Annotated in this window: 19 protein-coding genes; 13 read left to right on the top strand and 6 right to left on the bottom strand. The window is 72.6% G+C overall.

Annotation, left to right across the window (positions count from 1 at the left end):
- Nucleotides 1-100: 100 nt before the first annotated feature.
- The 4 genes from SRB17_RS27405 (at nucleotide 101) to SRB17_RS27390 (ending at nucleotide 3820) form a co-directional block, all read left to right on the top strand.
- The gene (locus tag SRB17_RS27405) at nucleotides 101-1174 is read left to right on the top strand and encodes an NAD(+)/NADH kinase (RefSeq protein WP_153542782.1); all 1074 of its coding nucleotides are present in this window, start codon (nucleotides 101-103) and stop codon (nucleotides 1172-1174) included.
- A 105-nt stretch (nucleotides 1175-1279) separates the two neighbouring features.
- Nucleotides 1280-1984: a VanZ family protein gene (locus SRB17_RS27400; protein ID WP_153542781.1), complete on the top strand. Its 705-nt coding sequence runs from the start codon at nucleotides 1280-1282 to the stop codon at nucleotides 1982-1984.
- A 68-nt stretch (nucleotides 1985-2052) separates the two neighbouring features.
- Nucleotides 2053-2748, top strand: coding sequence for a response regulator transcription factor (locus tag SRB17_RS27395; protein ID WP_153542780.1), 696 nt, complete (start codon nucleotides 2053-2055; stop codon nucleotides 2746-2748).
- A complete protein-coding gene (locus SRB17_RS27390; protein WP_153542779.1) occupies nucleotides 2741-3820 on the top strand; it encodes a sensor histidine kinase in 1080 nt (359 codons plus the stop codon). The genes SRB17_RS27395 and SRB17_RS27390 overlap by 8 nt, the downstream gene beginning before the upstream one ends.
- Nucleotides 3821-3951: 131 nt before the next feature.
- Here SRB17_RS27390 and msrA read toward each other — a convergent pair whose 3' ends face one another.
- A complete protein-coding gene (msrA, locus tag SRB17_RS27385; protein WP_153542778.1) occupies nucleotides 3952-4473 on the bottom strand; it encodes a peptide-methionine (S)-S-oxide reductase MsrA in 522 nt (173 codons plus the stop codon).
- Nucleotides 4474-4728: 255 nt separating this feature from the next.
- On the opposite strand from msrA, the gene SRB17_RS27380 reads away from it, so the two are divergent.
- The gene (locus SRB17_RS27380; RefSeq protein ID WP_153542777.1) at nucleotides 4729-6438 is read left to right on the top strand and encodes a carbohydrate binding domain-containing protein; all 1710 of its coding nucleotides are present in this window, start codon (nucleotides 4729-4731) and stop codon (nucleotides 6436-6438) included.
- Nucleotides 6439-6552: 114 nt separating this feature from the next.
- Nucleotides 6553-7317: an alpha/beta fold hydrolase gene (locus SRB17_RS27375; protein ID WP_153542776.1), complete on the top strand. Its 765-nt coding sequence runs from the start codon at nucleotides 6553-6555 to the stop codon at nucleotides 7315-7317.
- A 111-nt stretch (nucleotides 7318-7428) separates the two neighbouring features.
- On the opposite strand, the gene SRB17_RS27370 is transcribed toward SRB17_RS27375, so the two are convergent.
- Together SRB17_RS27370 and SRB17_RS27365 are read right to left on the bottom strand one after the other, a co-directional pair.
- Nucleotides 7429-8340 (bottom strand): SDR family oxidoreductase, encoded by a 912-nt coding sequence (locus SRB17_RS27370; RefSeq protein ID WP_323376354.1) that lies wholly within the window; start codon nucleotides 8338-8340, stop codon nucleotides 7429-7431.
- Between the two features lie 2 nt (nucleotides 8341-8342).
- Complete coding sequence (locus tag SRB17_RS27365; protein ID WP_153542774.1) at nucleotides 8343-9182, bottom strand: SDR family oxidoreductase; 840 nt, start codon at nucleotides 9180-9182, stop codon at nucleotides 8343-8345.
- 79 nt (nucleotides 9183-9261) lie between these two features.
- Between SRB17_RS27365 and SRB17_RS27360 the strand changes: the two genes are divergently transcribed.
- Genes SRB17_RS27360 through SRB17_RS27345 form a run of 4 tightly spaced genes read left to right on the top strand, consistent with a single transcriptional unit; the run spans nucleotide 9262 to nucleotide 12737 of the window.
- On the top strand, nucleotides 9262-10038 hold the full coding sequence (locus SRB17_RS27360) for an enoyl-CoA hydratase family protein (protein ID WP_153542773.1): 777 nt from the start codon (nucleotides 9262-9264) through the stop codon (nucleotides 10036-10038).
- Between the two features lie 14 nt (nucleotides 10039-10052).
- The gene (locus SRB17_RS27355) at nucleotides 10053-10910 is read left to right on the top strand and encodes a CoA transferase subunit A (RefSeq protein WP_153543026.1); all 858 of its coding nucleotides are present in this window, start codon (nucleotides 10053-10055) and stop codon (nucleotides 10908-10910) included.
- Nucleotides 10903-11676, top strand: a complete 774-nt coding sequence (locus SRB17_RS27350) for a CoA-transferase subunit beta (RefSeq protein ID WP_153542772.1) — start codon at nucleotides 10903-10905, stop codon at nucleotides 11674-11676. Before SRB17_RS27355 ends, SRB17_RS27350 begins: the two co-directional genes overlap by 8 nt.
- A gap of 11 nt (nucleotides 11677-11687) precedes the next feature.
- Entirely contained in the window at nucleotides 11688-12737 is a 1050-nt protein-coding gene (locus SRB17_RS27345) for an NAD(P)H-dependent flavin oxidoreductase (protein ID WP_323376353.1), read from the top strand.
- A gap of 14 nt (nucleotides 12738-12751) precedes the next feature.
- Here the strand turns inward: SRB17_RS27345 and SRB17_RS27340 are convergent, their stop codons facing one another.
- Complete coding sequence (locus SRB17_RS27340; protein WP_153542771.1) at nucleotides 12752-13909, bottom strand: acetyl-CoA C-acetyltransferase; 1158 nt, start codon at nucleotides 13907-13909, stop codon at nucleotides 12752-12754.
- Nucleotides 13910-14013: 104 nt separating this feature from the next.
- Entirely contained in the window at nucleotides 14014-14802 is a 789-nt protein-coding gene (locus SRB17_RS27335; RefSeq protein WP_153542770.1) for an SDR family oxidoreductase, read from the bottom strand.
- Between the two features lie 78 nt (nucleotides 14803-14880).
- Between SRB17_RS27335 and SRB17_RS27330 the strand changes: the two genes are divergently transcribed.
- From SRB17_RS27330 to SRB17_RS27320, 3 genes are read left to right on the top strand one after another with little or no spacing between them, the layout of a single operon-like run.
- Nucleotides 14881-15018, top strand: a complete 138-nt coding sequence (locus SRB17_RS27330; RefSeq protein WP_153542769.1) for a hypothetical protein — start codon at nucleotides 14881-14883, stop codon at nucleotides 15016-15018.
- Nucleotides 15018-16241 carry an acyl-CoA dehydrogenase family protein gene (locus SRB17_RS27325; RefSeq protein ID WP_153542768.1) on the top strand — a complete coding sequence of 408 codons (1224 nt, stop codon included), beginning with the start codon at nucleotides 15018-15020 and terminating at the stop codon, nucleotides 16239-16241. The genes SRB17_RS27330 and SRB17_RS27325 overlap by 1 nt, the downstream gene beginning before the upstream one ends.
- Nucleotides 16241-17230: an acyl-CoA dehydrogenase family protein gene (locus SRB17_RS27320; RefSeq protein WP_153542767.1), complete on the top strand. Its 990-nt coding sequence runs from the start codon at nucleotides 16241-16243 to the stop codon at nucleotides 17228-17230. Before SRB17_RS27325 ends, SRB17_RS27320 begins: the two co-directional genes overlap by 1 nt.
- Before the next feature lie 104 nt (nucleotides 17231-17334).
- On the opposite strand, the gene SRB17_RS27315 is transcribed toward SRB17_RS27320, so the two are convergent.
- A complete protein-coding gene (locus SRB17_RS27315) occupies nucleotides 17335-17760 on the bottom strand; it encodes a CBS domain-containing protein (protein ID WP_153542766.1) in 426 nt (141 codons plus the stop codon).
- Between the last annotated feature and the right edge of the window lie 23 nt (nucleotides 17761-17783).

Genomic DNA, 17783 nt, shown 5'->3' with positions numbered 1-17783 from the left:
TCCTTTCGGCGTGGCGCGTGCGGCGCGGGTGCGGTCCGTGGTGAGGATGGCGGGCGGGGGCAGCCGGCTGGGAGATGGGCATGACGGTTCGGAGGCGGGTATGACGGTGAGCCGTATCGGCCTGGTGGTGCACGGTGGCCGTGCCGAGGCCGTGGCCGCCGCGCGTGTGGTGCGCGAGTGGTGCGCGGAGCACGCCGTGAGATGCGCGGACATCGACGTGTGGCGGGAAGGGGCGCGGCACAGTGCCCGGGAGGAGGCCGACGCCGCGGGCGATCCCGACCTCATCGTCACCCTCGGCGGGGACGGCACCTTCCTGCGCGGCGCCAGGGTGGCCGCCGAGAGCGACGCCCCGGTCCTCGGCGTCGACCTCGGCCGCGTCGGCTTCCTCACCGAGGTCCCGGCGTCGGCGGTGCGCGCGGCGCTGGACGCGGTCCGCTCCGAGCGGATCACCGTGGAGAGCCGGATGCTCCTCACCATGCGGGCATCGTGCCGGCTTGAGGTGCCCGCGCAGATGGAGGCGCTGCTGGAGTACGGCCGTGGGCCGATGCTGCCGCCGCCCCGGGTGCGGGCGGAGTGCGAGGTCGGTGACAACTGGGGCGTCGCGCTCAATGTCACGGCGCTCAACGACGTCGTCGTGGAGAAGCTCGCCCGGGACCGGCAGGTGTCGGTCGCCGTCTATCTGGCCGGCCGGCTCCTGGCCAGCTACTCCGCCGACGCGCTGCTGGTGGCCACGCCCACGGGCTCCACCGCGTACAGCTTCGCCGCCGGCGGTCCGGTGGTCTCGCCGCGCGCGGAGGGCCTGATCTTCACGCCGGTCGCCCCGCACATGGTGTTCAACCGCTCGGTCGTGGCCGCCCCCGACGAGCCCATCGCGCTGCGGATCCTCGACCGGTCGGGCCAGGCCGCCGTCAGCATCGACGGTCAGCTGCGCGGAGTGCTGAGCCCCGGGGACTGGATCGGCGTGTACGCCGCACCACGCCGGCTGAAGGCGGTCCGGCTGGGCCCGATGGACTTCTACGGCCGGCTGCGCGAGCGGATGCACCTCACCGACGCGCCTGCCGCGCTCGCCGACGGCAAGGCCGCTCCCCTGTGGCCCGTCACCTCGCCCCGACCGGCCGACCTGGCCCACCTGGCGCTGCCCCCGGCTCCCGAGGACGGGCGCCGGCTGACCTGAGACCAGGAGACGGCCCGTCGGTCTTGATGCCCGGGATTCCGTGTATCGCGGGCGTATCGAAAATCGCATACGCCATCGCAACGGCCCTCCGTCTCCAATGGGGGCATGAAGCCCGACGCATCCCTGTCAGCACCGTCCCGCCGAGCGCGCGGGATCGTGCTCCTCAGCCTGGCGGTCCTCGGCATGGCGGGCGCCTTGTTCGTCATACGGCGGCCGCTCATGATGTCCGCTCCGAGGTGCATGGCCGGGCGGTGGCACGGCTGCTTCGACACGTTCAACGGTGTGGCGCTCATGACGCTGGTCACGCTGCCGTTGTCCGCGCTGGTGGTGTGGGCCCTGGCGCGCCGTCGGCGTGCCGCCGGCACCGCATGGGCGTGGCGGATGTCGCTGGCCGAGGTGGGCATGGTCCACGGGACGGTGCCGTTCCTGTGGGGGACCATGATGCCGGGCGCCGGGGCCGGCACCGTCCCCGAACGGGTGAGCCTGGTACCGCTGCGGGACCTGGTCACGATGGGGCCATTCGGTATCGTCGGCAACCTGCTGGTCTTCGCGGCGCTGGGGTTCTTCGCCCCGATGCGGTTCGCGGCGCTGGCGTCCGTGCCGCGGATCCTGGCGCTCGGGGCGGGCTGCTCGGCCCTGGTGGAAACCGCACAGTACGTCCTGATGCTGGACCGGGTGTCCTCCGTGGACGACGTACTGGTCAACACCGTGGGCACCGTGCTGGCCGGGCTGGCGTCGCGCCGCTGGTGGCGGACCAGGGCGGTGGCGCCGTCGGACCAGCCTCACCCCATGACGGCACCGGCGGGCTGAGTCGCGTGTCCGGTGTGCACCCGTCTTTGCATATGTCGGCGATATGGCGTGCTGTTTAGGCTTCAGACATGCGCGTACTGATCGTGGAGGACGAGCCCTACCTGGCCGAAGCCGTGCGTGACGGTCTGCGGCTGGAGGCGATCGCCGCCGACATCGCCGGCGACGGCGACTCCGCCCTGGAACTGCTCAGTGTCAACTCCTACGACCTCGCGGTCCTCGACCGCGACATCCCCGGCCCCTCCGGCGACGAGGTCGCCCGGCGCATCGTCGCCTCCGGCAGCGGCATCCCGATCCTCATGCTCACCGCTGCCGACCGCATCGACGACAAGGCTTCCGGATTCGGGCTCGGCGCCGACGACTACCTCACCAAACCGTTCGAGCTGCGGGAGCTCGTCCTGCGGCTGAGGGCGCTCGACCGCAGACGCGCGCACGCCCGCCCCCCGGTCCGCGAGATCGCGGGCCTGCGGCTCGACCCCTTCCGCCGGGAGGTCTTCCGCGACGGACGCTACGTCGCGCTCACCCGCAAACAGTTCGCCGTGCTGGAAGTCCTCGTCGCCGCCGAGGGCGGTGTCGTCAGCCCCGAAGAGCTGCTGGAGCGGGCCTGGGACGAGAACGCCGACCCGCTCACCAACGCCGTGCGGATCACCGTCTCCGCACTGCGCAAACGGCTCGGCGAACCATGGATCATCGCCACGGTGCCGGGTGTCGGCTACCGCATCGACACCGGCCCGGACAGCACCCGCCCCGGCACTACGGATGCGTAGACGCCCAGGGCTCAGCGTCCGACTGAAACTCACGCTCAGCTACGCCGGGTTCCTCGCCGTCGCCGGTGCTCTCCTGCTGGCCGTGGTGTGGGTGTCCGTGTTGCGCTACGTTCCCGACAAGCCCAAGGGCCTTCTCGGGATCGCGCCCAACCGTTACCTCCTCGAGCGCACCTTCGCCTCCGCCGCGGCCGAGGCGATGGCCTTCCTGCTCGTGTTCGGCCTGGTCGGGGGGTGGATCCTGGCCGGCCGGATGCTCGCACCGCTGACACAGATCACTGCCGCGGCGCGGATGGCCGGGAACGGGTCGCTGTCCCACCGGATCCGCATGAAGGGCCGCCAGGACGAATTCCGTGAACTCGCCGACGCGTTCGACTCGATGCTCGAACAACTCGAGTCCCACGTCGCCGAGCAGCAGAGGTTCGCCGCGAACGCCTCCCACGAGCTGCGCACCCCGCTGGCGATCTCGCGGACGCTCCTCGACGTCGCCCGCAAGGACCCCACGCGGGACCGGGGCGAGCTCATCGAGCGCTTGCACGCCGTCAACACGCGGGCGATCGACCTCACCGAGGCCCTCCTGCTGCTCAGCCGCGGCGACCGCGGAAACTTCGCCCGCGAGAGCGTCGACCTCTCCCTCATCGCCGAAGAAGCCGCCGAAACGCTGCTCCCCCTCGCCGAACAGCGCCGGATCACGCTCGACGTCACCGGCGGGGCGGCCCGGACCAGCGGCTCGGCGGAGCTGCTGCTGCGGATGGTGACGAACCTCGTCCAGAACGCCATCGTCCACAACCTCCCCGCCGGCGGCACCGTGACGGTCCACACCGAGGCGCACGGCGACACGAGCGTGCTGCGGGTCGAGAACACGGGCCGCCGGCTCCCACCGGAACTGGTGCCGTCCCTCACCGAACCCTTCCGGCGCGGGACGGAACGTGTGCGCACCGACGAGCACGCCGGCGTCGGCCTCGGCCTGGCCATCGTGCACAGCATCGTCCGAGCCCACGGCGGGGCCCTCGACCTCGTCCCCCGCACCGCCGGCGGTCTCCTCGTCACGGTCCGGCTTCCCGGCACGCCGTAGGTGTCGTCCCCGAAGGGGCCCACCCGGATCGTTCACCGGAAGTGCGGTGCAGGTCAGCCGGAAGCCCGTGCAGGCCAGGGTGATGCGTGGCGGCGATCCGTCAGCGCGTCCCGCGTGTTGTCCCGCCCGCTTCAGTCCGTCGTGGACGACTGCCGCTTCGGCAGCTTCCAGTTCGGTCGCGGGAAGTGGCAGGTGTAGCCGTTGGGATAGCGCTCCAGGTAGTCCTGGTGCTCGGGCTCCGCCTCCCAGAAGTCGCCCACGGGCTCCACCTCCGTGACCACCTTCCCCGGCCACAGCCCGCTCGCCTCGACGTCCGCGATCGTGTCCACGGCGACGCGGTGCTGCTCCTCGTCGCCGTAGAAGATGGCGGACCGGTAGCTGCGACCGAGGTCGTTGCCCTGGCGGTCCCGCGTGGTCGGATCGTGGATCTGGAAGAAGAACTCCAGGACGTCGCGGTAGCTCGTCACCGTGGGATCGAAGAGGATCTCGATGGCCTCGGCGTGATCGCCGTGGTCGCGGTACGTGGCGTTCGGCGTGTCGCCGCCGCTGTAGCCGACGCGCGTGGACACCACGCCCGGCTGCTTGCGGATCAGATCCTGCATGCCCCAGAAACAACCGCCCGCCAGGACGGCCCGCTCGGTTCCCACGGTCATCGGTCACTCCCTGAAGCTCGGCCCCGGCGCCGTCGTCGACGTGCCGGTCAGACGGTCACCCAGCCTAATACGGCCCGCGCGCGACCGGTCTTCACCACCCTCCCCCGCGGTCCCGGGCATCGGACATCCGGATGGAACAAGTTGGTCTAGTCCTCTTGACGGGGTGACACGCCGGCGCTTTGGTATGTACCAACTCGGCTCGCACGGCACCACCCACCACTCCACGCCCGAGGCATCCCCGGAAGGGGCACTGTCATGCACCTGGCAAGATTTGCGGCTTCCGCATGCGCGCTCGCGCTCGCCGCCACCGGCGCCGTCGTCGCTCTGGCACCGGCCGGCAGCGCCGCGACGGCGAGCAGCGTCTACTCCGTCGCTCCCTACGTCGACATGTCCAACAGTCAGGAAGGACTCCTCGACACCGCCATCACCGGACACCAACTCAAGGCCTACACCGCTGCGTTCGCGCTCGGCGAAGGCTGCACCCAGATCTGGGGCGACACCCTCCCCATCGGCAACGACTCCTACACCGACCCGGAGATCGCCAAGGCGAAGTCCGAAGGTGCCTCCGTCATCATTTCCTCCGGCGGCGCGAGCGGCGAACCGCTCGCCTGGACGTGCTCCACCCAGAGCAGCATCGACGCCGGCTACCAGGCCCTCATCAACGACTACGGCGTCACCCGGCTCGACTTCGACGTCGAGGGCGCCGCCGTCGCGGACACCGCGGCCGCGGCCCGCCAGATGCAGGCGATGAAGGACCTCAAGGCGTCCAACCCCGGCCTGCAGTTCTCCATGACCCTGCCGGTGCTGACCAGCGGCCTCACCAACGACGGCGTCAACATCCTCAAGGCCGCCAAGAGCGCCGGCATCAAGATCGACGTGGTCAACATCATGGCCATGGACTACTACGCCGGCACGGGCACCGAGATGGGCCAGGGCGCGGTGGACGCGGCCAGGGCCACGCTGGCGCAGATGCAGTCCGTCGACTCCGGTTACACCTACGCCAACCTCGGGATCACCCCGATGATCGGCAAGAACGACGACGGTTCGACGTTCACCCTGGCCGACGCCCGGACCGTGGAGAACTTCGCCGCGCAGAACGGCGTCGGACGGCTCGCCTTCTGGTCCGTGAACCGGGACCAGCCGTGCAGCGGAAGCGCCAACTCGCTGCCCACGTGCAGCGAGATCAGCCAGAGCAGCCTGGCCTTCACGGACGCGTTCGTGCCGTACGAGGGCAGCTCGGGCGGAGGCGGAGGCACGACGAGTGACTTCTCCTTGTCCCTGTCCCCGGGCTCCGCTTCGGCCGCCCAAGGTGGTTCCGCGACCGCGACCGTCGCCACGGCCGTCACCTCCGGCAGCGCCGAATCCGTCAGCCTCTCCGCCTCCGGCGCGCCCTCCGGCGTCAGCGTCTCCTTCAGCCCCGCGTCCGTGACGTCCGGCGGCAGCTCGACGCTGACGGCGACGGTCGGCTCGTCCGTGGCCGCGGGCACCTACCCGATCACCGTCACCGGCACCGCGTCCACCGGCAGCCACAGCGCGACCTACACGCTCACCGTCACCTCCAGTGGCGGCGGAGGCGGAGGAGGCGGCTCACTGACCAACGCCGGCTTCGAAACCGGCACCCTGAGCCCCTGGACCTGCACGGGCGGCAGCACAGTGGTCTCCAGCCCGGTCCACAGCGGCAGCCACGCCCTCCAGGTCACCCCGAGCTCCAGCAGCACCGGCGAATGCGACCAGACCGTCACCCTGTCCCCCAACCACAGCTACACGCTCACCGGTTGGGTCCAGGGTCCCTACGCCTACGTCGGGGTCGGCGGCGGCGCCACCGCCAGCACCTGGTCCAGCAACACGAGTTGGAACCAGCTGACCGTCAACTTCACGACGGGCAGCAGCGGAACCGTCACCGTCTACGTCCACGGCTGGTACGGCCAGTCCGACGTCCAGGCCGACGACTTCACCGTCGGCTAGGCAGCACCGGACCGACCCGTCGAGCGTGCGGCGCACTCCTCCGGGAGAGGCAGGGCGCCGCACGCATCGCTGCGCGCGCCGAGTCGCGGTGGAGCCATGTATAGGCTCCGGCACATGCCGAATCCCGCAGTCTCCTCCTTCTCCGGCCGTGACGGTGTGCGCCTCGCCTACCGGGAGACGGGTGCGGGCCGCCCACTGATCCTGCTGCACGGCTTCACCGGAGACGCGACGCTGTGGCTGCTCAACGGCCAGGCCGAGGCGATCGCGGCGACGGGTCACCGTGTGATCATGCCGGACTTCCGCGGGCACGGCAGGAGCGACAAGCCCCATGACGCCGCCTCCTGTCCCCCGGACGTACTGGCCGACGACGGCTTCGCTCTCGTCGAGCACCTCGGACTGAGCGAGTACGACCTCGGCGGATACTCACTCGGCGCACGCATCGTGGTGAGGATGCTCGTGCGCGGCGCGGCACCCGGCCGGGCCGTCGTCGCGGGCCAGGGCCTGCGTCAGGTGCTCGGCTCGGGCGGCGGGGCGGACGCGTCACTGCGGCCGGTCCTCACCGGCTGGGGGACGTTCGAGCCCGGCTCGCCGGAGGAACGCCAGGAGCGGTGGCTCCGCTCCGGCGGCGCGGACCCGGTCGCGCTCCTGCGTGTCCTGGATTCGCTGGTGGCCACGCCGGCGGAGTCGCTCGCCCGGATCACGGTGCCGACGCTCGTCGCGGTGGGCGCCGACGACAGCGGCGCCGCCTCCTCGGCCGGCCAGCTGGTCGCGGCACTGGCGCATGCCACCGGGGTCGTGGTGCCCGGAGACCACTGGACGGCGGCCGGCTCGCCCGAACTGGTCACGGCGATCGTCGACTTCCTCGCCGGCCAGCGGTAATTCCTCGCCGGGCCAGCTTTCGTCGCCGAGCGCCTCCCCGTCACACACGGACGCCCGCAGGATGCTCAGCGCGACGGCCGGGGGGAGCGGGCGCTCGCAGGCCACCGGGCATCACCGGGCGCCGTAGACCGGCTGTGGGGTCTCCGTCTCGGCCAGTAGTTTCAGGGTTGCCTCGCCCGCCTCCGCCGGGGTCCAGCGGGCGCCCTTGTCGGCGGTGGGGCCGGGGCGCCAGCCCTGCATGACGGTGATGCGGCCGCCCTCGGACTCGAAGACCCGGCCCGTGACCCCCGCGGAGGCGGCGGAGCCGAGCCAGACGACGAGCGGGGAGACGTTCTCCGGGGCCATGGCGTCGAAACCGCCGTTCTCCGGAGCGGCCATGGTCTCGGCGAAGGTCCGCTCGGTCATCCGGGTCCGGGCGGCCGGGGCGATGGCGTTGACCTGGACGCCGTAGCGGCCGAGTTCGGCGGCGGCGACCAGGGTCAGGCCGACGATCCCGGCTTTGGCGGCGGAGTAGTTGCCCTGGCCCACGCTGCCCAGCAGCCCCGCCCCGGAGCCGGTGTTGATCACCCGGGCCTCGGGCGTGCGGCCCGCCCTCGCCTCGGCACGCCAGTGCGCGGCGGCGTGCCTCAGCGGCAGGAAGTGGCCCTTGAGGTGGACGCGCACGACCGCGTCCCAGGCGTCCTCGTCGAGATTGACGAGCATCCGGTCCCGCAGGAATCCGGCGTTGTTGACCAGGGTGTCCAGGCGGCCGAAGGCGTCGACGGCGGTGGCGACGAGGGAGGCGGCGCCCTCGGTCGTGGCGATGTCGCCCGCGTGCGCGACCGCCTCGCCGCCGAGCGCGCGGATCTCGTCGACGACCTGCTGAGCCGGTCCGGCGGTCCCGCCCGTGCCGTCGAGCCCGACACCGAGGTCGTTGACGACGACCTTGGCTCCCTCGGCGGCGAAGGCGAGGGCGTGCGCGCGGCCCAGGCCGCGGCCCGCACCGGTGACGACGGCGACGCGTCCGGTGCACAGTCCGCTCACGGTCATGGCTGGACGTCCTTTCCGGTCATGGGGGGAAGTCCCTTCGTCGGATGTCGCGGCGCCCGCTGCTCGTTGACGCCGGCCGCGTCGAGGAAGGCGGGGCGCTCCCCTCCCCCGTGGACGTGCAGGCTCGCCCCGCTGATGTAGGCGGCCCGGTCGGAGGCGAGGAACACGCAGGCGTCGCCGATGTCGGCGGGCGAGGCGAGGCGGCCGAGCGGGACGGTGCGGCCGACGGCGGCGATGCCGTCCGCGTCACCGTAGTGCAGGTGCGACAGTTCGGTGCGGACCATGCCGGGGACGACCGTGTTGACCCGCACCCGCGGCGCCCATTCCACGGCCATGGAGCGGGCCAGGTTGTCCAGGCCGGCCTTGGCCGCGCCGTACGCGGCGGTGCCCGGTGACGGACGCGTTCCGCTGACGCTGCCGATCATCACGATCGACCCGCCGCCCCGCTGACCGCGCATCACCTCGTACGCGGCGAGCGAGGTGGTGAGGGGGGTGAGAAGGTTCAGTTCCACGACCCGGGCGTGCCGTCCGGCCCCGCCCTCGGCGAGCATCCGGAAGGGGGCGCCCCCGGCGTTGTTGACCAGGGTGTCGAGGCGGCCGTATTCCCTCCGCAGCCGCTCGAAGAAGGCTGCGACGGCGTCGGCGTCACGCAGGTCGACGGGGAGGAAGCGCGCCGCTCGGCCGGCCGCCTCGACCGGCGCGTCCGGGGGGCGGCGCGCGCAGGTCACGACGTCCGCGCCGGCCTCCAGGAACGCCCGGGCGATGCCGGCGCCGACGCCCCGGCTTCCGCCGGTGACGACCGTGACGCGCCCGGTGAGATCGATGACCGCCGCCAAGGAACACCTCCCGCAGCGCGCACTCCGCTGCTACCTTCTCACCTAACAAACGTTTGGTGGAAAGGTAGCTGATCTGCCCATGGTTGTCTCCACCTCCGTCCCCGAAGACGGCATCGCCGTCGTCACCGTGGACTTCCCGCCGGTCAACGCCCTCCCCGTGCACGGCTGGTACGAACTGGCCGCCTGTCTGCGCGCCGCCGGCGCCGACCCGAAGGTGCGCTGCGTGGTGCTCACCGCCGAGGGCCGCGGCTTCAACGCCGGTGTCGACATCAAGGAGATGCAGCGCACGGCCGGGCACGAGGCCCTCATCGGCGCCAACCGGGGCTGCTACGAGGCATTCGCCGCGGTGTACGACTGCGAGGTGCCGGTGGTCGCCGCCGTACAGGGCTTCTGTCTGGGCGGCGGCATCGGGCTCGCCGGAAACGCGGACGCGATCGTCGCGGCCGACGACGCGGTGTTCGGCCTGCCCGAGCTGGACCGTGGCGCCCTCGGCGCGGCCACCCATCTCGCCCGGCTGGTGCCCCAGCACCTGATGCGGGCCCTGTACTACACCTCCCGTACCGTCACCGCCGAGGAGCTGCACCGGCACGGCTCGGTGTGGCGGGTGGTCCCGCGCGGACAACTCAACACGGCGGCACTGGAGTTGGCGCGGGAGATCGCCGCCAAGGACGGGTCCCTGATCCGGCTGGCCAAGGCGGCGATCAACGGCATCGACCCGGTCGACGTGCGCCGCAGCTACCGCTTCGAACAGGGCTTCACCTTCGAGGCCGGTCTCAGCGGCGTCGCCGAGCGCGTCCGCGACACCTTCGGCAGGGACCGGCGATCCGTCGGCACGGACCAGGAGCAGCCGTCGTGAGCAGGGACAAGACGATGACCGCCGAGGAGGTCGTCGGCCGGCTGGACAGCGGCATGACGATCGGCATCGGCGGCTGGGGTTCGCGGCGCAAACCGATGGCGCTGGTACGGGCGCTGCTGCGCTCGGACGTCACCGACCTGACCGTCGTCTCCTACGGCGGCCCGGACGTGGGGCTGCTGGCCGCCGCCGGGAAGATCCGCACGCTGGTGGCCGCCTTCGCCACCCTCGACTCCATCCCCCTGGAGCCGCACTTCACAGCGGCGCGGCAGCGGGGCGCGCTGGAACTGGTGGAGCTGGACGAGGCCATGTTCCTGTGGGGGCTGACGGCCGCCGCGCACCGGCTGCCCTTCATGCCGGTCCGGGCCGGTCTCGGATCGGACGTGATGAGGGTCAACCCCCGTCTGCGGACGGTGCGTTCGCCGTACGAGGACGGCGAGGAGCTCGTCGCCGTCCCGGCCCTGCGCCTGGACGCCGCGCTGGTGCACCTCAACCGTGCGGACGCGCACGGCAACGCCCAGTATCTCGGCCCCGACCCGTACTTCGACGACCTGTTCTGCGAGGCCGCCGACGCCGCATACGTCTCCTGCGAGCGGATCGTGGACAGCGCCGACCTGCTCAAGGCCGCCGGCCCACAGACCCTGCTGGTCAAGCGCGCGTTCGTGAACGGCGTCGTGGAGACACCGAACGGCGCCCACTTCACCTCCTGCGTCCCCGACCACGACCGTGACGAGACCTTCCAGCGGGCCTACGCACGGGCCGCCCGGGACCCGGAGGCCTGGCGGGCCTTCGCCGACCGGTTCCTGTCCGGCGACGAGGACGCGTACCAGTCCGCGGTGGGGGCGTTCCACGAGGAGGAGGCGGCGCATGAGTGACCCCGGTACGACGCCGAAGGCGACGCGCGCCGAGTACTGCGTGGTGGCCTGTGCCGAGGCCTGGCGCGGGGCGGGGGAGGTCCTGGCGAGCCCGATGGGCACCGTCCCGACGATCGGGGCCCGGCTGGCCAAGCTGGCCTTCTCCCCCGACCTGCTGCTGACCGACGGCGAGGCACTGCTGATCGGCGACGTCCCGGCCCTCGGTGCCCAGGCCGGAGTGGTCGAGGGCTGGCTGCCGTACCGGCAGCATCTGGCCCTGGTCGCGACCGGGCGGCGGCACGTGATGATGGGCGCGAGCCAGCTCGACCGGTACGGCAACCAGAACATCTCCTGCATCGGCGACTGGAACCGGCCCACCCGGCAGCTGCTGGGCGTGCGCGGCGCCCCCGCCAACACCCTCAACAATCCGACCAGTTACTGGGTGCCACGGCACTCGAAGCGGGTGTTCGTCGAGCGGGTGGACATGGTGTGCGGCGTCGGCCACGACCGTGCCGCCGCGGCCGGTCCCTCCGCGTCCCGCCACCACCGCATCGCGGACGTCGTCAGCGACCTGGGCGTCTTCGACTTCCGGACGCCCGACCGGACGATGCGGCTGCGCTCTGTGCACCCCGGGGTCACGGTCGAGCAGGTCGCCGAGGCCACCGGCTTCCCGCTGGCCGTCCCGGACGAGGTGCCGTACACCCGGGAACCCACCGCCGCGGAGCTGCGGCTGATCCGCGAGGTCATCGACCCGAAGGCGCTGCGCGACCGCGAGGTGCCCGCGTGAACGACATCGCGATCGCCACCCCGCTGACCGAGCTCACCGGCGTACGGCATCCCATCGTGCAGACCGGCATGGGCTGGGTGGCCGGCCCCCGACTGGTGTCGGCCGCCGCCGACGCCGGCGCGCTCGGGATCCTCGCCTCGGCCACCATGACGACCGACCAGCTCCGGGCGGCCGTCCGCGAGGTCAAGTCCCGTACCGACGCGCCGTTCGGGGTCAATCTGCGGGCGGACGCCTCGGACGCGGCCGAGCGGGTGCGGATCGTCATCGACGAGGGGGTGAGGGTCGCCTCGTTCGCGCTCGCGCCCTCCCGGGAGCTGATCGCCCGGCTCAAGGACGCCGGCGTGGTCGTCGTCCCGTCCGTCGGCGCCCGGCGGCACGCCGAGAAGGTCGCCGCGTGGGGCGCCGACGCGGTGCTGGTGCAGGGAGGGGAGGGCGGTGGGCACACCGGGAAGGTCGCCACCACGGTCCTGCTCCCCCAGGTCGTGGACGCCGTGGACGTCCCGGTGATCGCGGCCGGCGGCTTCCGCGACGGACGCGGTCTGGTCGCCGCGCTCGCCTACGGTGCCGCCGGGATCGCCATGGGCACCCGTTTCCTGCTGACCTCCGACAGCACCGTCCCCGACGCGGTCAAGGCCCGGTACCTGGCGGCCACGGTGGACGACATCGCCGTCACGACCAAGGTCGACGGACTCCCCCACCGGATGCTGCGCACCGAACTGGTCGACTCCCTCGAACGCGCGGGCCGGGTGACCGCGCTCCTGCGCGCCGCACGGCACGCGGCGTCCTTCAAGAAGCTGTCCGGCATGAGCTGGACGCGGATGGTCCGCGACGGCCTGGCGATGAAGCACGGCAAGGAGCTGACCTGGAGTCAGATCCTGCTCGCCGCCAACACCCCCATGCTGCTCAGGGCGTCGATGGTCGAGGGCCGGACCGACCTCGGCGTGATGGCCTCGGGTCAGGTCGCCGGCCTCATCGACGACCTGCCGTCCTGCGCCGAACTCGTCGACCGGATCATGACGGAGGCCGGGGCGGTGCTCCGTGGACTGCCCCTGGCCGAGTAGCGGACCTCCCGGCGTCAGAGCCGCTCGACGATGGTGACATTGGCCTGGCCGCCGCCCTCGCACATCGTCTGCAGGCCGTACCGTCCGCCCGTGCGCTCCAGTTCGTGCAGCAGCGTGGTCATGAGCTTGGTGCCGGTGGCGCCCAGAGGGTGGCCGAGGGCGATGGCGCCGCCGTTGACGTTGACCTTCTCCGGGTCGGCGCCGGTCTCCTTCAGCCAGGCGAGCACCACGGGGGCGAAGGCCTCGTTGATCTCCACGAGGTCGATGTCGTCGAGGGTCATCCCGGCCTTCTTCAGGGCGTACGCCGTGGCCGGGATCGGTGCGGACAGCATGCGGATGGGGTCCTCGCCGCGCGCCGAGAGATGGTGGACGCGGGCGCGGGGCGTCAGACCGTGCTCCCGTACGGCCCGCTCGCTCGCGATCAGCAGGGCGGAGGCGCCGTCGGAGACCTGGGAGGAGACGGCGGCGGTCAGCCGGCCGCCCTCGACCACCGGCTTCAGGCCGGCCATCCTCTCGAGCGTGGTGTCGCGGCGCGGGCCCTCGTCGGTGGTCACCTCGCCGCAGGCGACGAGTTCGCGGTCGAAGCGGCCCTCGTCGATGGCGCGGACGGCCCGCTGATGGGAGCGCAGCGCGAACTCCTCCATGTCGCGGCGGGAGATGCCCCACTTCTCGGCGATCATCTCGGCGCCGGCGAACTGGTCGACCGGCCGGTCGCCGTAGCGGGCCCGCCAGCCCCGGGAGCCGGCGTAGGGGCCCTGGGTGAGGCCGAGGGGTTCGGCGGCCTGGCGGGTGGCGAAGGCGATCGGGATCATCGACATGTTCTGCACGCCGCCCGCGACCACCAGGTCCTGGGTGCCCGAGAGCACTCCCTGCGCGGCGAAGTGCAGCGCCTGCTGGGAGGAGCCGCACTGGCGGTCCACCGTCACCCCCGGCACCTCCTCCGGCAGCCCGGCGGCCAGCCAGCAGGTGCGGGCGATGTCGCCGGCCTGCGGTCCGACGGTGTCCAGGCAGCCGAGGACGACGTCCTCGACGGCGGCCGGGTCGATGCCCGAACGTTCCATCAGCGCCGTCAGCGCATGGGCCCCGAGATCGGCCGGATGGACGGCGGCGAGCCCACCGCCACGCCTGCCGACCGGGGTGCGAACCGCTTCGACGATGTACGCCTCGGCCATGGCCACTCCTTGGGGGATCGGTTCCGGCTGGTCGGAGATCAGTTCCGGGGGTCGTGATGTCTGCGGTGTCATGCGCGAACGCCTCGGCGGCGGTCGTTCCCGGTTCAGGCGTGCTGGCTGCTGACGGACACGACCTCGCCGGTCAGGTACGAGGAGTAGCCGCTGGCCAGGAAGACGATGACGTTGGCCACCTCCCAGGGCTCGGCCCAGCGGCCGAACGCCTCGCGGGCGGTCAGTTCCTCCAGCAGTTCCGGTGTGGTGACCTTCACCAGGTGCGGGTGCATGGCGAGGCTGGGCGAGACCGCGTTCACCCGCACCCCGTACTCCGCGGCCTCCACGGCGGCGCAGCGGGTGAGGGCCATGACCCCGGCCTTGGCGGCGGCGTAGTGCGCCTGACCCCGCTGCGCCCGCCAGCCGATCACCGAGGCGTTGTTGACGAGGACGCCCCCGGCGCCCGCCGCCTTCATCCGGCGCAGCGCGGCGCGGGTGCAGCGGAAGGTGCCGGTGAGGGTGACTTCGAGGACCCTGGCCCACTGCTCGTCCGTCATCTCGACCAGGTCGGCGGTGCCGCCGAGGCCCGCGTTGTTGACGACGACGTCCAGGCGCCCGTGCCGCTCCGCCACGAAGTCGAAGAGCGCGGCGACCTGGTCCTCGTCGGTGACGTCGCAGGGCAGCGCCACGACGCTGTCCGCGCCGAACTCCGCGGCCAGCGCCGCCTCCGCCTCCTTGAGCCTGCGGGCATGGGCGTCGGAGAGCACGACGCGGGCGCCTTCCTCCAGCAGCCGGCGGGCGGTGGCGCCGCCGATGCCGGCGCCCGCCGCGGCGGTGATTACGGCGGTACGGCCGTGCAGGAGAGCGTGCCCGGGGACGTAGGGCGGCGGGGGCGTGCTCATGGGCGGCTCCGGGCGGCTCTCGACGGCTGACGGACCGTTACGTTAACCTACCAAACACTTGTTAGGGAAGGAGGGCGGATGCCCGCTGCCCGCACCGCGCCCAGGGAACCCGTCAGCTCCCCATGCCACGGCCCCGTCGCCACCGTCGTCACCACGCACCGGCCCGAGTACCGCGACACCCCGGACTCCGCGACGACGAAGGAGGCGGGCAGCTGATGGACCTCGGTTTCTCCGCCGCGGACGACGCCTTCCGTGCCGAGGCCCGCGCCTGGCTCGCCGCCCATGTGCCCGCCACCCCCTTGCCCTCGCTGGAGACGGCGGACGGCTTCGCGGCCCACCGGGGCTGGGAGCGCACTCTGTTCGCCGACCGTTGGTCGGTGGTCTCCTGGCCCGAGGAGTACGGTGGCCGGGGCGCCTCGATCCTCCAGTGGCTGATCTTCGAGGAGGAGTACTACGCGGCCGGCGCGCCCGGCCGGGTCAGTCAGAACGGCATCAACCTCCTTGCGCCCACCCTCTTCGAGCACGGGACACCGCAGCAGTGCGCGCGCATCCTGCCGTCCATGGCGAGCGGCGAGGTGATCTGGGCCCAGGCCTGGTCCGAGCCGGAGTCGGGCTCGGACCTCGCCTCCCTGCGCTCCACAGCCGTGCGCACCGACGGCGGCTGGCGCCTGAGCGGCCAGAAGACCTGGTCGTCGCGTGCGGCCTTCGCCGACCGCGCCTTCGGACTGTTCCGCAGCGACCCGGACGCCGGCCGGCCGCACCGGGGGCTGACGTACCTGATGTTCCCGCTGGACGCGGAGGGGGTGACGGTACGGCCCATCGGGCGGCTCGACGGCAAGCCCGCCTTCGCCGAACTCTTCCTCGACGAGGTCTTCGTGCCCGACGAGGACGTCATCGGCGTACCGGGGCGGGGCTGGCGGGTGGCGATGAGCACGGCGGGCAACGAGCGCGGACTCACCTTGCGCAGTCCCGGCCGCTTCTCGGCCGCCGCCGACCGGCTGACCCGGCTGTGGCGGGAGCAGTCCGACCCGTCCGACACCGCGCTGCGCGACCGGGTCGCCGACGCGGTGATCGGCGCCCGCGCCTATCAGCTGTTCACGTACGCGGCCGCCTCGCGCCTGGCAGAAGAGGGCGACGGTCCCGCGGGGCCCGCGGACAAGGGTGGTGGCGGGCGACGGGCGGGAGGCTCGATCGGCGCGGAATCGAGCCTGAACAAGGTGTTCTGGTCCGAGCTGGACATCGCCCTGCACGAGACCGCCCTGGACCTGCTCGGCCCCTACGGGGAGCTCGCCGACGACGCCGCGGACGCGCCCGCGCACGGCGGCTGGGCCGAGGGCTATGTCTTCTCCCTGGCCGGGCCCATCTACGCGGGCACGAACGAGATCCAGCGCGACATCATCGCCGAGCGGCTGCTCGGCCTGCCGAAGGGACGCCGGTGATGCTCTTCCTCCTCGACGCCGAACAGCGCGACTTCGCCCGCTCGCTGGACGCCATGCTGACGGCGACGGGCACGCCGGCCGTCGTACGGTCCTGGGCGGCCGGGGACACCGCACCCGGCCGCGCGCTGTGGACCAGGCTGGCCGAGGCCGGGGTGTTCGCGCTCGCGGTACCGGAGCGGTACGACGGCCTGGGGGCGCTGTCCCTCGAACTGACCGTCGCTTTTGTGGAGTTGGGCCGACACGCCGTGCCGGGCCCGCTGGCGGAGACGGTCGCGGCTGCGGCCCTTCTGGACCGTCTGGGCGACGCGACGACGGCCGCCGCATGGCTGCCCGGGATCGCGGCCGGCAAGGTCGTCGCCTCCGTGTGCCTGCTCTCCCCCGGCAGTCCCTACGCCCTCGACGCGGACGCCGCCGACGCGGTGTTCGTCGTCGAGGGCGACACCCTGCGCCTGGCCGAGGCGCACGGTCCCGTACAGCACTCGCTCGACCCGGCGCGGCGGCCGGCCCGCCCGCTGGGCGGCACCGAGCTGGCCCGGGGTCCGGCCGTCGCCGCCGCGGCCGCGCACGCCACCGAGGTCGCGGCGCTGACCACCGCCGCGCAGGCCCTGGGGCTCGGCCGCACCCTGCTGGACCGGACCGTCGAACACGCCCGGCAGCGCAGCCAGTTCGGGGTTCCCATCGGCTCCTTCCAGGCGGTCAAGCACCGCCTGGCCGACACGCTGATCGCCCTGGAGTTCGCCCAGCCACTGGTCCACGCCGCCGCGTTGGCGCTGGGCCGGGGCGACACCGGGTCCGGGCGCGAGATCGCAGCGGCGAAGGTCTCCGCCTGCGAGGCCGCGTACACCGCGGCGCGCACCGCCCTGCACCTGCACGGGGCCCTCGGCTACACCGAGGAACTGGACCTCTCCCTGTGGATCCGCAAGGCCCGCGCCCTGCGATCCTCCTGGGGCACACCATCGGCCTGCCGAGCCCGCGTGCTCGCGCCCTGACCGGGGGCCGGGGGCCGGTCAAGGCATCTGAAGCGACGGCGCCGACGGCACAGGACGTCACCCGGCAGCCGGTGGCTGTCTCGAAGGCGTCGGCGCGCGAGAGGTCAGTGGTTGGGTCGCGCCGCGCTGATCTCCGCCAGGGCCGAGTGCGGGTCCTCGACGGCCGCCAGGTCGCCGAGGCTGATGAAGCCGACCGGGCAGCCGCCGTGTTCCACGACGGGGAGGCGGCGCAGGCCGTGCCGGCGCATCAGCTCGACGGCGTGATCCGTGGTGTCCTCGGGGGTCAGGGTCAGCACCGGCGGCCGGCTGCACACCCTGCCGACCGTGGTGGTGTGCGGGTCCAGTCCCGCGGCGAGCGTCCGCACCACGATGTCGCGGTCGGTGAGCACACCGAACAGATCGCAGTCGTAGGCGACCAGGACGTCACCGATGTCGTGCTCCCGCATGAGGAGCGCCGCCCGTTCCACCGTGGTCATCGGCTCCACCGCCACCGCACCGGGCGACATGACTTCGCGTATCCGCCGTGTCATCGGGGCACCTCCCGGGTCCGAGA

The sequence above is a fragment of the Streptomyces sp. RB17 genome (genome assembly GCF_009604455.1).
In the GTDB taxonomy this organism is placed as follows: Bacteria; Actinomycetota; Actinomycetes; order Streptomycetales; family Streptomycetaceae; genus Streptomyces.
The sequence above is the reverse complement of the archived record's forward strand: the minus strand, read 5'-3'. Positions and strand labels throughout refer to the sequence as shown.

Coding starts and splice junctions, on each gene's coding strand:
- SRB17_RS27405 (WP_153542782.1), top strand. CDS start 101: ATGACGGTGAGCCGTATCGGCCTGGTGGTGCACGGTGGCCGTGCCGAG.
- SRB17_RS27400 (WP_153542781.1), top strand. CDS start 1,280: ATGAAGCCCGACGCATCCCTGTCAGCACCGTCCCGCCGAGCGCGCGGG.
- SRB17_RS27395 (WP_153542780.1), top strand. CDS start 2,053: ATGCGCGTACTGATCGTGGAGGACGAGCCCTACCTGGCCGAAGCCGTG.
- SRB17_RS27390 (WP_153542779.1), top strand. CDS start 2,741: ATGCGTAGACGCCCAGGGCTCAGCGTCCGACTGAAACTCACGCTCAGC.
- msrA (WP_153542778.1), bottom strand. CDS start 4,473: ATGACCGTGGGAACCGAGCGGGCCGTCCTGGCGGGCGGTTGTTTCTGG.
- SRB17_RS27380 (WP_153542777.1), top strand. CDS start 4,729: ATGCACCTGGCAAGATTTGCGGCTTCCGCATGCGCGCTCGCGCTCGCC.
- SRB17_RS27375 (WP_153542776.1), top strand. CDS start 6,553: ATGCCGAATCCCGCAGTCTCCTCCTTCTCCGGCCGTGACGGTGTGCGC.
- SRB17_RS27360 (WP_153542773.1), top strand. CDS start 9,262: ATGGTTGTCTCCACCTCCGTCCCCGAAGACGGCATCGCCGTCGTCACC.
- SRB17_RS27355 (WP_153543026.1), top strand. CDS start 10,053: ATGACCGCCGAGGAGGTCGTCGGCCGGCTGGACAGCGGCATGACGATC.
- SRB17_RS27350 (WP_153542772.1), top strand. CDS start 10,903: ATGAGTGACCCCGGTACGACGCCGAAGGCGACGCGCGCCGAGTACTGC.
- SRB17_RS27340 (WP_153542771.1), bottom strand. CDS start 13,909: ATGGCCGAGGCGTACATCGTCGAAGCGGTTCGCACCCCGGTCGGCAGG.
- SRB17_RS27335 (WP_153542770.1), bottom strand. CDS start 14,802: ATGAGCACGCCCCCGCCGCCCTACGTCCCCGGGCACGCTCTCCTGCAC.
- SRB17_RS27330 (WP_153542769.1), top strand. CDS start 14,881: ATGCCCGCTGCCCGCACCGCGCCCAGGGAACCCGTCAGCTCCCCATGC.
- SRB17_RS27325 (WP_153542768.1), top strand. CDS start 15,018: ATGGACCTCGGTTTCTCCGCCGCGGACGACGCCTTCCGTGCCGAGGCC.
- SRB17_RS27320 (WP_153542767.1), top strand. CDS start 16,241: ATGCTCTTCCTCCTCGACGCCGAACAGCGCGACTTCGCCCGCTCGCTG.
- SRB17_RS27315 (WP_153542766.1), bottom strand. CDS start 17,760: ATGACACGGCGGATACGCGAAGTCATGTCGCCCGGTGCGGTGGCGGTG.